Origin of the sequence: Streptomyces sp. NPDC102270, from assembly GCF_044766405.1 — a bacterium.
In the GTDB taxonomy this organism is placed as follows: Bacteria; Actinomycetota; Actinomycetes; order Streptomycetales; family Streptomycetaceae; genus Streptomyces.
On record NZ_JBIWLX010000022.1, the window covers coordinates 76,231 to 88,202 of the forward strand.

Sequence of the window (11,972 nt, forward strand, 5' to 3'; positions counted from 1 at the left end):
GCGGTCCGCGGGGCGTCCAAGACGCAAAGCGGATATCCCTTATAAGCGGTGGCTATCAGCCGTGGCGGCCGTGACGAACGCGGCGGCTGCCGGCGACAGGCTGCCGCGGCGGCTGACGAGAGCGATGTCCAAGGTGGTCTCCGGCTCGATGTCCAGGACGCGGGCGCCCAGCTGCCGGGCGAGGTCCCGCCAGGAATCCATGACCACCGCGAGCCCGACCCCGGCCAGCACCAGGGGCATGAGCGAGACCCGGTGCTCCGTCTCGGCGGCGATGGTGAACTCGATGCCCTGTTCCCGCAGCGCGTCGACGTAGGCGCGCATCCCGGTACCCGGCTGCCCGACGATCAGCCGCTGTCCTGCAAGCTCCTGGCACTCCACCGCCGTCCGATCGGCGAACGGGCCGTCGGCCGGCACCATCAGCACAAAGCGCTGCCGCTCCAGCGCGTGGGAGACGACCTCCTTGTCGGAGAACGGCCCGGCGGACGCCAAGAGCCCCAGTTCCACGGCACCCGTGCGCACCATGTCGATCACATCACGCGAGGTGAACGCCGCTTTGATGGCCACGGAGACGCCGGGATACCGGTGGGTGAAGGTACTCACCAAACTCGTCAGCGGCTCCACCGCCTGCGACGGCACGGATGCCACGTCCAGGCGCCCCTCACGCAGCTCGTGCACCGCCGCGACACTCGCCCGCGCCGTCTCCAAACTCCGCACGGCGTCCCGGGCAGGCTCGATCAGAGCCCTTCCGGCCTCCGTCAGCACTGCCCTACGCCCGATGCGATGGAACAACTCGGAACCGAGATCACGCTCCAGTGCCCGCACGGCCTGCGACAGCGACGGTTGTGACACGTACAGAGCCGAGGCCGCACGGTTGAACCCCCCACGATCAACGATCGCAAGGAAGTACTCCAGCTGCCGAATGTCCATTACGCACCCTCTGCCCCTCAACAAAGCAGCCGTCGACTCGATTGGTCCCGTCCCGACCATGGTTGCGTGAAGGACAGCCTCGACGAAGCACGGACCCCCGATGCACTGACCGTTGCTGTCACCGAAGCGCGGTTCACAGCTGATTGAGTCGCTCAATGGCCGGCTGAGGCGCTGAGTCACAGCCGTCTCCCGGCGGAGGTCCGAAAACCGGCAGTAGATCAGCATTCCATGCGCGCCGAAGTGCCCGTAAAGCACCCCAGTCAAGCCACGTGCGGCCAGGAGCGTGCGGAAGTCGCGCAGGTAAGCGGCCAGGTTCTCGGGCGCTGCTGCCGCGTCCTCCATCGGGGCCGAAGGTGAGCCCGTGCCGTGCCGTCGCGCTGTGCAGCACGTCAAGGATCACTCGTGCCTCAACGCGCGCGGTAAGCGTCATCGGGTCGATGTCCAGCATGCGGTTCATGTAACGGGAGAAGTCAAGGACGGAACCCGGCCCGACCGCGTTGCCCGCCATGCTGGTGCCGCCACCGGGCGCGGTGACCGAGACGCCCGCCTCGGGCACGCGCGCAGCACCGCGACCACGTCAGCGGCACTGCTGGGGAAGACCACGCAGGCCGGGAGCGGTCTTGGTGAGCCGCGCGACCAGCGACTCCAGGGCCGTGGTGGTGTCCGTCATCGCCGCCCCGCTCCCGATGTGCCGGCCTCCACCGCGGCCGCCCATGCCTGGAGCCCCTGGTCCACCGCCGTCTCGTCGATCACCAGGGCCGGGATCATCCGCACGACCTGGTTCCAGGCGCCGCACAGAAGCAGGAGCAGGCCCTGGTCGACAGCGGCACGCTGCACGCGGGCGGCAGTCTCGGGGTCCGGACTGCCGTCCTCGGTGACGAACTCGGTGGCGAGCATCAGCCCGAGGCCGCGTACGTCGCCGATGCCTACGGTCCGGTCGGCCACCGCCTCCAGGCCCTGGCGAAGGCGCGCGCCCATCGCCTCGGCGTTCTCGACGAGCTTCTCGTCGCGGACGATGTCGAGGGTGGCGCAGGCCGCGGCGCAGGCGACGGCGTTGGCGCCGTACGTACCGCCCTGTGAGCCCGGCCACGCCTTGGCCATCAGCTCGTCGGAGGCGGCGATACCTGCCAGCGGGAAGCCGCTGGCCAGGCCCTTCGCAGTGACGAGGATGTCGGGTGTGACGCCGAAGTGCTCGTGTCCCCAGAACCGGCCGGTGCGCCCCACTCCGGTCTGCACCTCGTCGAGGATCAGTAGGAAGCCGTGCCGGTCGGCCCGCTCCCGCAGGCCCTCCAGAAAGGCGCGGGTCGCGGGCACGTAACCCCCCTCGCCGAGCACCGGCTCGACGATGACGGCGGCCGTGTCAGCAGGTGAGGAGATCGTCTGGAGTGTGTAGTCCAGCTCCTGCAGGGCGAATCGTGTCGCGGTCTCCTCGTCCCAGCCGTAGCGGAAGGCCGAAGGGAAGGGAGTGACGACGACACCGCTCATCAACGGGGAGAAGCCCGACCGGAAGCGGGTGCCGGAGGTCGTCATCGAGGCGGCGGCCACCGTACGGCCGTGGAAGCCACCGTGACAGACCAGGATGTTCGGCCGACCGGTGGCCTGCCGGGCCAGCCGCAGCGCCGCCTCCACCGCCTCGCTGCCGGAGTTGGTGAAGAACAGGCTGTCGAGCCCCTCGGGCAAGACGTCGCCCAGCTTGCCGACAAGCCGCTTCAGCGGCTGGTGCATGACTGTCGTGTACTGGCCGTGGACGAGGGCGCCCACCTGTTCCTGGGCAGCCGCTACGACCTTGGGGTGGCAGTGCCCGGTGCTGGTCACGCCGATGCCGGCGGTGAAGTCGAGGTAGCGGCGGCCGTCATCACCGTAGAGGTGGACGCCCTCTCCCCAAACCGCCACCACGGGCGTGGCCTGGCGAAGGTGCGGCGACAGTGCAGTCATGTTCGTCTCCCGGCGGGTCGTCGGTCTGGCTCCGGTCCGGTCGAGCATCTCCGCGTACCTCGATGACGCCAACGCTCGATCTGTCCGTCCGTGCCGCGGCATCTGGACGTTGTGTCAGCCGCACCGGGCATCACGCCCCGCTCGTCCTGCTCACAGCGGCCCTTTCAGAGCTCTTGCGCAGGTCAGTGAGGCTTGTCAGGGTGACGGAGCACCCAGGGAGGTCCCATGCGCGAGAAGCACCACACGGCTGCGAGGCCCGTCACCGACGGTCTTGACGCCTCCTTGGCAGGCCCGGACATGGCCACCGCCGGCCATCCGCTCACCGTGGCCGACGTTCTGACCCTTCCCGTCCTGTCCGCCGGGCAGCCGCAGGTCGTCACCGGGCCAGACCTGCTCGACCGCCCCGTCCGCTGGGTTCACATGACCGAGCTGACCGACCCTGCCTCCTTCCTCAAGGGCGGCGAGCTCGTACTGACCACCGGTATGCCCCTGCCCGAGGAGCCGGCCGGCGTACGCCGCTACGTGAACGAACTCGCCGACATCGGCGCGGCGGCCTTGGTCATCGAACTGGTCCGCCGTTACCACCGCGCGCCCGACGCCCTGGTCCATGCCTGCGAGGCCCGCGGGCTCCCCCTCGTGACCCTGGCAAAGGACGTCAACTTCCTTGAGGTCACACAGGTCGTCCACGCTCTCATCCTCGGCAACCAGGCCGAGGAGATGCGCCGGACCCAGCGCATTCACGAGGCGTTCACCGCCCTCACCCTGCGCGGCGCTGTGCCCGAGGAGGTCGTACGTGCCGCCGCCGAGATGAGCGGCCACACCGTCGTACTGGAGAACCTGGCCCACCAGGCGCTGATCTGCGCGCCCTCCGCAGGCACGGTCGAGGCAGCGCTCAGCGACTGGGAACGGCGCTCACGAGCGACACCTCCCGCCGGCCGCACATCCGTGTCCGGACCCGGCGGCTGGCTCGTGACATCCGTGGAGTACCAGGGCGAAAGCTGGGGCCGAGTGGTCATGCTGCCCGCCCCGCCAGGCCAGGCCACCCCCTCGGCATTCGGCCCCACGGCTGTGACGGTCCTGGAGAGAGCGGCCATGGCCCTCACCATCGCCCGCGTCATCCACCCCGTGCCCTGGGAACGCACCGCACACCGCAATCTCCTGCGCGACCTCGTCGGACAACGTCACCACTCTCCTATGGACGCCGAGGCCCGGTTCGCCGCACTGGGTCTGTCCACCAAGGACTGCAGCTTCATGGCCGTGCTCGCGGACTTCCCTCAAGAGGCCGACGCGACGAAAAGCGAGGCCCTCCTCTGCGAGGAGCTGAGGAAGCAAGGGACACAGGCCCTCGTCGGCGTGCTCGGTCCCACGCGCCTCGGCATCCTCCTACCCCTGCGCCCCGGCCGGCCCTGCCCACCCGTGGTCGAACACCTGAGCCGCACCGTACTCGAGTTGGCGCCGGGGGCCACCGTCAGCGCAGGCAGCGAGGCGACGGGCCTCTTCGATGTCGCCCGATCCTTCCGCGAGGCGACCCGCGTCACCGAGGCCACCGAGCCCGGCCAGCCGCTCCCGCCGGAACGCTCCTACCACAAGCCATCCGACATCGGCCTGCGCCGCCTGCTCTTCGCGCTCCGGGAGGACACCCGGATCCAGGACTTCACCGAGCGCCGGCTCAGCCGGCTCCTCGACCATGATGCCCGCCACGGGACGGACTTGCTGACGACCTTGCGCCACTACCTCGACGCGGCAGGCAACAAGACCCTGGCAGCCCGCTCCGGCTGTCTGTCCCGCGAGACCGTCTACCAACGTCTGCGCAGCATAGAGCGGATACTCGACTGCGATCTCGAGTCCGGCGAACACCGCACCGAACTGCACGTGGCACTCACAGCGCTCGACGTCCTACGGGCCAGGAGCCGGAAGGGCGAAGCGTTCCGCACATGACGCGTGGACCACGGTCTCCAGGGTCGGCTTCAGGCGCCCTCGACAGGGTCAAGCGGACCCGTCTGCGACATGCGCGAACACGTCCGCCTCGCAACAACCAACACTGGACCCGTACCTGAGGGAGCCAGCCACAAGCCGTGACAGCCCACGGTGCGGCTTCTCTCGCCCTTCCGCAAGGACATCGTTGCTGGTCCCGGGTCGCCCCCGTGGTGGCGGCCCCGCGATCGGGATGCTCCCGCGGTGCATCCGGCGCCCGCCGAGGCGGCGAGGGTGAACACCGTGGCCAAGAGTCTGTCCTCCTCAGGGCTGAGCAGACTGCGGCAACCAGCTCACCTGGGGATCGGCCCTCGCTCGCTTGCGACACGGCGCGCACTCGGCTGCCGCCACCCCGGACCCGCGCGATCTGGTCCGGGACAACCGCGTCACGCTCCGTCAGAATCCGCGTCGAACGAGCGTCCCACGGTCACGCAGGGCATACGTCGAGCACCACTCCCCCGGCGCCCAGGCGCCGGGTTCCTCGCCAGCCGCGATCCGCTCAAGAAGTACGCGCTGCCGTTCGTCGGGAGCAGGTCGTCGTTCCACGGCGAAGGTGCTTGAGCTGCTGAAAAAACTGCCTGACACCCCACCAGAACGAGCGTCATATGAGCGTCACGAGCGTCATTTCAGCGTCAAGATATCGCCCGTAACGCCCACACCGCACATAATGCGCACGCACAAAACCGCAGGTCAGGATCCCTTTGCGGCCGGTTCGAGGATGGCGACACACTCCATGTGATGCGTCATCGGAAACAGATCGAACACCCGAAGCGTCCGCACCCGGTACCCCCCGTCCCGGAAGTACCCCAGGTCGCGCGCCAGCGCCGCCGGGTCGCAGGCGACGTACGCGATGCGCCGGGCCCCCAGGGACGACAGGTGCTCCACCGTCTTGCGCCCCGCCCCCGCCCGCGGCGGGTCGAGGACGATCAGGTCGACCTCCGTGATCCCGGTGCGCGGCAGCACCGACTCCACCTTGCCCTGTTCGATGCGGACCCGGTCGAAGGAGGCGAGGTTGTGCCGGGCGTCCTCGACCGCGCGCTTGCCGGACTCGATACCGAGGACCGCGCCCTTGTCGCCGAGGCGGTCCGCCAGCGCCCCCGCGAACAGGCCCACACCGCAGTACAGGTCGAGCGCCATCTCGCCCTTGCGCGGCAGCAGGCCCTGCATGACCGCCTTCACCAGGGTGTCGGCCGCCTGCGGGTGCACCTGCCAGAAGCCGCCGCTGCCCACCCGGTGGGTGCGGCCGTCGGCCCGCTCGCGCACGAAGGCGCGGCCGTGGACGCGGTGGATGCCGCCGTCGTGCTCCTCGACGCGCATCACGGACACCGGCTTGTCCAGCTCCACCAGCGGCAGCCGGGCGCCCGGGCGGGGCTCCAGGATGACCATGCGGTCCTGGGAGCCGGTCGCCGCGATCGCCTCCACGGACGCCATCCCGGACCAGTCGCGCTCCTCGATGCCCAGCTCGCTGACGCCCGGCGCCGCGATCATGCAGTGCTCGATCGGCTCGACCTCGTGCGAACGGTGGCGGCGCAGACCGGCGTTGCCGTCGGCGTCCACCGCGTACTGCACGCGGGTGCGCCAGGCGGGCACCTCGCCCGCCGGCAGCTTGTCGCCCTCGGCCGGCATCACCGTGCCGTCCCAGCCGGCCTCCTCGGGGGTGAGACCGGCGAGCCGCTTCAGCTGCTCGGCGACGACCTCCCCCTTGAGGCGTCGCTGCGCACCCGGCTTCGCGTGCTGCCAGTCGCAGCCGCCGCAGCGGCCGGGACCGGCGTAGGGACAGGGCGCCTCGATGCGGTCCTTGGACGGCTCCAGAATCGACACCGCGTCCGCGCGCAGGAAACGCGCTCCCTCCTCGCCCTCCGTCACCCGGGCCACGACCCGCTCACCGGGCAGCGTGTGCCGGACGAACAGCACCTGGCCGTCCTCCGTGCGGGCGATGCAGTGCCCGCCGTGGGCGACGGGGCCGACCTCGACTTCGAACTCCAGCCCCACCAGCGATTTCTTCGGTTCTGCCTGCATGGCGGGGTGACTCCACAACGTCAAAGGAAGCGGTGGGTCGACAACCCACCAGGACAACAGCCGACCAGTCTACTTCGGCGCCGGCGTCTCCTTCGCCCGCTGCTCGGCCGGACCGCGCCGCACCGCGCCGGGCGCGTTCCACTCCTGCCGCCTGCGAGCGCGCTTCTTCGCCGCCTCCGAGGACTGCAGCTGGTAGGGCACCGAGGTCACCATGACCCCCGGCGTGAACAGCAGCCGGCCCTTGAGCCGGAGCGCGCTCTGGTTGTGCAGCAGATGCTCGTACCAGTGGCCGACGACGTACTCGGGGATGATCACGGACACCGCGTCGCGCGGCGACTCCTTCCGGAGCCCCTTGACGTAGTCGATGATCGGCCGCGTGATCTCGCGGTACGGCGAGTCCAGCACCTTCAGCGGTACGTCGATCCCGCGCCGTTCCCACTCGGCGCGCAGTGCCTTGGTCTCGGCCGGGTCGACGTTGACGCTCAGGGCCTCCAGCGAGTCCGAGCGCATCAGCTTGGCGTAGGCGAGGGCCCGCAGCGCCGGGCGGTGGATCTTGGAGATCAGGACGACGGAGTGGACGCGGGACGGCCGCAGGCTGTCGTCGCTCGGGCCCTCGGGCGCCGCGATCTCCTCGGACACCCGGTCGTAGTGCTTCCGGATCGCCGTCATCGTCGCGTAGAAGATGCACATGCCGAGCAGGGCCACCCAGGCGCCGTGGGTGAACTTGGTGACCAGGACGACGACCAGGACGAGCCCGGTGAAGAAGGCACCGAAGGCGTTGATCGCGCGGGAGCGGATCATGTGGGTGCGCTTCGCGGCGTCCTTCTCGGTCGCCAGGTGGCGGTTCCAGTGCCGGACCATGCCGGTCTGGCTGAGCGTGAACGACACGAACACGCCGACGATGTAGAGCTGGATCAGCCGGGTCGAGTCGGCGCCGTAGATCCACACCAGGAGTCCGGCCGCACCGGCCAGCAGCACGATGCCGTTGGAGAAGGCGAGGCGGTCGCCGCGGGTGTGCAGCTGGCGCGGCAGGTAGCGGTCCTGGGCGAGGATCGAGCCGAGCAGCGGGAAGCCGTTGTAGGCGGTGTTCGCGGCGAGGAACAGCACGAGCGCGGTGGCCGCGGCCAGCACGATGAACAGGAAGCTGCCCTTGCCGAAGACGGCCTCGGCGACCTGGGAGATCACCGGATTCTGGACGTAGTCGGAGCCGAGCGCGACGCCGTTGTGGATCAGGTCGACGGCCGGGTTCTCGGCCATGCGGACCTTGGTGACCATGGCCAGCACGATGATCCCGCAGAACATCGTGACGGCGAGCAGGCCCATCATCGCGAGCGTGGTCGCCGCGTTCTTCGACTTGGGCTTGCGGAAGGCCGGTACGCCGTTGGAGATGGCCTCGACGCCGGTGAGCGCGGCGCAGCCGGAGGAGAAGGCGCGCAGCAACAGGAAGACAAGGGCGAATCCGGCCAGGCCCTGGTGCTCGGCCTTGATGTGGTAGTCCGCCGTCGGTGCCCGCATGGTGTCGCCCAGAACCAGACCGCGGAACGCACCCCACGCGATCATGATGAACACGCCCGTGACGAAGACGTACGTCGGAATCGCGAACAGCGAGCCGGACTCCTTCATGCCGCGCAGGTTCATCAGCGTGAGCAGAATGATCACGGCGATCGCGCAGAACACCTTGTGCTCGACCACGAAGGGGACGGCGGAGCCGAGGTTCTCGATGCCCGAGGCGATGGAGACGGCGACCGTGAGGACGTAGTCGACCAGCAGGGCGCTGGCGACCGTGAGACCCGCCTTGGGGCCGAGGTTGGTGTTGGCCACCTCGTAGTCGCCGCCGCCGCTCGGGTACGCGTGCACGTTCTGCCGGTAGGAGGCGACCACCGTGAACATCAGCACGACGACCGCCAGGGCGATCCACGGGCTGAAGTGGTACGCCGACACGCCCGCGATGGACAGGACCAGCAGCACCTCGCCGGGCGCGTACGCCACGGAGGACAGCGGGTCGGAGGCGAACACCGGAAGCGCGATGCGCTTCGGCAGGAGCGTTTCCCCGAGCCGGTCACTGCGCAGTGCGCGCCCGATGAGGATCCGTTTGGGCACGTCGGTCAGTTTGGACACAACAGAGAAGCGTAAGCGTTCGAAAGGAAGAACAACCACCCGGCACCCCGCATCTGCTTACCGGGTGAAATCCGGACCCCCTCCGGCTACGGATTGCGCAGGTGAGCGGGGCGGCATGCCTATATGACAGGACCCCGCCCCTACTGCTCCCGGAGGTTCCATGCACACGACCGCAGAGCTGATCGGCGCCGCGGCCGCCCTCGTCGGCCTCGGGATCCTGACGCTCGCGAGCGTCCGCAGCATCAGTCGCCGCTGACCGGCCCGAAGTCGGGGCAACCGTGCACGGGGGTGCCGTCGTCCTACGCCCGTGTGTAGCTTGGGCGTCGGTCTGAGACCCTGATGTGGCTGAGCAGTACTTATTGACACCGGAAGGACGGTCGTGCACATCGTCATCATGGGCTGCGGGAGAGTGGGTTCCGCTCTCGCCCAGGCCCTGGAGCAACAGGGGCACACGGTCGCCGTGATCGACCAGGACCCCACCGCCTTCCGACGACTGGGCTCCGGTTTCGGCGGTCGCCGTGTCACCGGGGTCGGTTTCGACCAGGACACCCTGCGCGAGGCGGGCATCGAGGAGGCCGGCGCCTTCGCCGCGGTCTCCAGCGGCGACAACTCCAACATCATCGCCGCGCGCGTGGCCCGCGAGATGTTCGGCATCGAGAACGTCGCTGCCCGCATCTACGACCCCCGGCGCGCCGAGGTCTACCAGCGCCTGGGCATCCCGACGGTGGCCACGGTCCGCTGGACGGCGGACCAGATGCTGCGCCGGCTGCTGCCCTCGGGCGCGGAGCCGTTGTGGCGTGATCCCACCGGTGGGGTCCAGCTGGCCGAGGTGCACGCCTCGACCGCCTGGGTCGGCCACAAGATCAGCAGGATGCAGGAGGAGACGGGCGTCCGCGTGGCGTTCCTGACCCGCCTCGGCGAGGCCATGCTGCCCACCTCGCAGACGGTGCTGCAGGAGGGTGACCTCGTCCACGTGATGATGCGCACGGACGACATCGAGAAGGTCGAGGCGTCCTTCGCCGAGGGCCCCGAAGAGGAGGGCGGTCACTGATGAGGGTCGCCATTGCCGGTGCCGGTGCGGTCGGCCGCTCGATCGCGGGCGAACTGCTGGAGAACGGCCACGAGGTCCTTCTCATCGACAAGGCGCCGACCGCCATCTCGGTCGAGCGCGTTCCGCAGGCGGAGTGGCTGCTCGCCGACGCCTGCGAGATCACCTCCCTGGACGAGGCCGCGCTCCAGCGCTGCAACGTCGTGATCGCCGCGACGGGTGACGACAAGGTCAACCTGGTCGTCTCCCTGCTGGCGAAGACGGAGTACGGCGTCCCGCGGGTCGTCGCCCGGGTGAACAACCCGAAGAACGAATGGCTGTTCAACGAGTCCTGGGGCGTGGACGTCGCCGTCTCCACCCCGCGCCTGATGTCCGCCCTGGTCGAGGAGGCGGTGAGCGTCGGCGACCTGGTCCGCCTGCTCCGCTTCAGCCACGGCGACGCGAACCTGGTCGAGCTGACCCTGCCCGAGGAGTCGGCCCTGGCCGGCACCACGGTCGGCGACGTGGAGTGGCCCGAGGACACCTCTCTGGTCACCATCATCCGCGGCACCCGCGTGCTCACCCCGTCCCGGGAGGACTCCCTGGAGGCCGGCGACGAGCTCCTGTTCGTGGCCGCCCAGGCCCGCGAGGAACAGCTGGAGGACCTGCTGTCGGTCCGCCGCGAGGAAGCCTCTTAGCGGGAGGAAGCCTCTTGGGCGGTACGACGGCGGAGGGCGCCCTGCGTGTGCAGGGCACCCTCCGCCGTCGTGGAAGAAGTGCCGGCAGTACCGGAAGTGCCGCGATCTACGCCTCGCGCCGGTGCCGTCCGCCCGCGGCCTCCGTGTCCCCATGCTCCGCGGCCTGGGCCGCCTTGCGCTCCTCCTGGGCCTTCTCCTCGGCCTCCATCTCCGCGAACACGTCGATCGGAGCCGGCGCCTTCGCGAGGAAGACCCAGGTGAGCCACACGGCGAGCAGGAAGGGCGGGATCTTGAGGGCGACCAGGACCCAGCCGAGCTGCGCGGTGTCGGCCCACCAGTACAGCGGGAAGAGGATCGCGCACTTGGCGAGCAGGATGCCACCCCAGGCGTAACTGGCCTTGGAGTACGCCTTCTTGCGGCCGGGGTTGCGGGTCCGCCAGGAGAGGTTCTCCTTGAAGACCGGGCCGAGGATGAGCCCCATCAACGGCACACCCGCGAGCGTGGTGATGATGTACGCCAGGCCCAGGCCCAGGGTGTACAGCATGCCCGGCAGATAGAAGTTCTTGGCGTTGCCCGTCATCATCGCGAAGACGACACCGAAGGCGACGCCGAAGACACCGCTGAAGGCGTGCTTGACGGTGTCCCGCATGACCAGACGGACCACGACCAGCAGCAACGACACCGCGAGCGCGGCGATCGCCGACAGGTGCAGGTCCTTGTTGATGGTGAAGATCGTGACGAAGAGCAGGCCCGGCAGGACCGTCTCGACCATGCCCCGGACGCCGCCGAACGCCTCGAACAGGGCGGCCTCGGTCACCGCCCGTGCGTCGTCGGCCTGAGTGTCTTCGGTCGGCTTGTCGAGAGACGTCACCGGCTACTCCCGTCCCACGGGTCGGAGTTCGTATTTCGGATTGAACAGCACCCGGCGGCCCCGGCTCATCGAGATCCGCCCGGAGGCGATCAGCTTGCGCCCCGGTTCTATCCCGACGATGGAGCGCCGGCCGAGCCACACCACGTCCAGGGCGGCGGAGCCGTCGAACAGCTCGGCCTCCAGGGCCGGGACGCCCGCGCGCGGACGCAGGGTGACCGTGCGCAAGGTACCAGTAACGGTCACGATCTGCCGGTCGTGACAGTCACCTATCCGAGTGCAGCCTGCGGTCTCGGTGTCCTCCCGCAGCTCCTCGGACTCCAGGTCCTCCTGCGACGAGGAGAGCCGGTCGAGCATGCGCCGGAACCGGCCCACCGGCTTCTCGGAACGCGGAACAGCACTCATA

General features: G+C 69.4%; 9 protein-coding genes and 2 pseudogenes. 3 read left to right on the forward strand and 8 right to left on the reverse strand.

Going from position 1 to position 11,972, the window contains the following annotated elements; all coding sequences use genetic code 11:
* Nucleotides 1-39: 39 nt before the first annotated feature.
* The 4 genes and pseudogenes from ACIRP7_RS37395 to ACIRP7_RS37410 all read right to left on the reverse strand — a co-directional run bounded on the left by ACIRP7_RS37395 (nucleotide 40) and on the right by ACIRP7_RS37410 (nucleotide 2,862).
* Nucleotides 40-927, reverse strand: a complete 888-nt coding sequence (locus ACIRP7_RS37395) for a LysR family transcriptional regulator (RefSeq protein WP_403669142.1) — start codon at nucleotides 925-927, stop codon at nucleotides 40-42.
* A 264-nt stretch (nucleotides 928-1,191) separates the two neighbouring features.
* A pseudogene (locus ACIRP7_RS37400) lies at nucleotides 1,192-1,269 on the reverse strand (hypothetical protein); the annotation flags it as partial.
* Nucleotides 1,270-1,312: 43 nt separating this feature from the next.
* Nucleotides 1,313-1,435: pseudogene (locus tag ACIRP7_RS37405) on the reverse strand (hypothetical protein); the annotation flags it as partial.
* 158 nt (nucleotides 1,436-1,593) lie between these two features.
* Complete coding sequence (locus ACIRP7_RS37410; RefSeq protein ID WP_403668879.1) at nucleotides 1,594-2,862, reverse strand: aspartate aminotransferase family protein; 1,269 nt, start codon at nucleotides 2,860-2,862, stop codon at nucleotides 1,594-1,596.
* Nucleotides 2,863-3,087: 225 nt separating this feature from the next.
* Between ACIRP7_RS37410 and ACIRP7_RS37415 the strand changes: the two genes are divergently transcribed.
* The gene (locus ACIRP7_RS37415; protein WP_403668881.1) at nucleotides 3,088-4,800 is read left to right on the forward strand and encodes a PucR family transcriptional regulator; all 1,713 of its coding nucleotides are present in this window, start codon (nucleotides 3,088-3,090) and stop codon (nucleotides 4,798-4,800) included.
* A 726-nt stretch (nucleotides 4,801-5,526) separates the two neighbouring features.
* Here ACIRP7_RS37415 and ACIRP7_RS37420 read toward each other — a convergent pair.
* Both ACIRP7_RS37420 and ACIRP7_RS37425 read right to left on the reverse strand, forming a co-directional pair.
* Complete coding sequence (locus ACIRP7_RS37420; RefSeq protein WP_403668884.1) at nucleotides 5,527-6,855, reverse strand: class I SAM-dependent RNA methyltransferase; 1,329 nt, start codon at nucleotides 6,853-6,855, stop codon at nucleotides 5,527-5,529.
* 69 nt (nucleotides 6,856-6,924) lie between these two features.
* Nucleotides 6,925-8,973, reverse strand: a complete 2,049-nt coding sequence (locus tag ACIRP7_RS37425) for an APC family permease (protein WP_403668887.1) — start codon at nucleotides 8,971-8,973, stop codon at nucleotides 6,925-6,927.
* A 379-nt stretch (nucleotides 8,974-9,352) separates the two neighbouring features.
* Between ACIRP7_RS37425 and ACIRP7_RS37430 the strand changes: the two genes are divergently transcribed.
* A complete protein-coding gene (locus tag ACIRP7_RS37430) occupies nucleotides 9,353-10,024 on the forward strand; it encodes a potassium channel family protein (RefSeq protein ID WP_403668890.1) in 672 nt (223 codons plus the stop codon).
* Nucleotides 10,024-10,698: a TrkA family potassium uptake protein gene (locus tag ACIRP7_RS37435; protein ID WP_352382232.1), complete on the forward strand. Its 675-nt coding sequence runs from the start codon at nucleotides 10,024-10,026 to the stop codon at nucleotides 10,696-10,698. The genes ACIRP7_RS37430 and ACIRP7_RS37435 overlap by 1 nt, the downstream gene beginning before the upstream one ends.
* A gap of 106 nt (nucleotides 10,699-10,804) precedes the next feature.
* On the opposite strand, the gene ACIRP7_RS37440 is transcribed toward ACIRP7_RS37435, so the two are convergent.
* Together ACIRP7_RS37440 and ACIRP7_RS37445 are read right to left on the reverse strand one after the other, a co-directional pair.
* Nucleotides 10,805-11,569, reverse strand: coding sequence for a DUF3159 domain-containing protein (locus tag ACIRP7_RS37440; RefSeq protein WP_403668893.1), 765 nt, complete (start codon nucleotides 11,567-11,569; stop codon nucleotides 10,805-10,807).
* 3 nt (nucleotides 11,570-11,572) lie between these two features.
* On the reverse strand, nucleotides 11,573-11,971 hold the full coding sequence (locus tag ACIRP7_RS37445) for an OB-fold nucleic acid binding domain-containing protein (RefSeq protein WP_037710883.1): 399 nt from the start codon (nucleotides 11,969-11,971) through the stop codon (nucleotides 11,573-11,575).
* Nucleotide 11,972 lies beyond the last annotated feature (1 nt).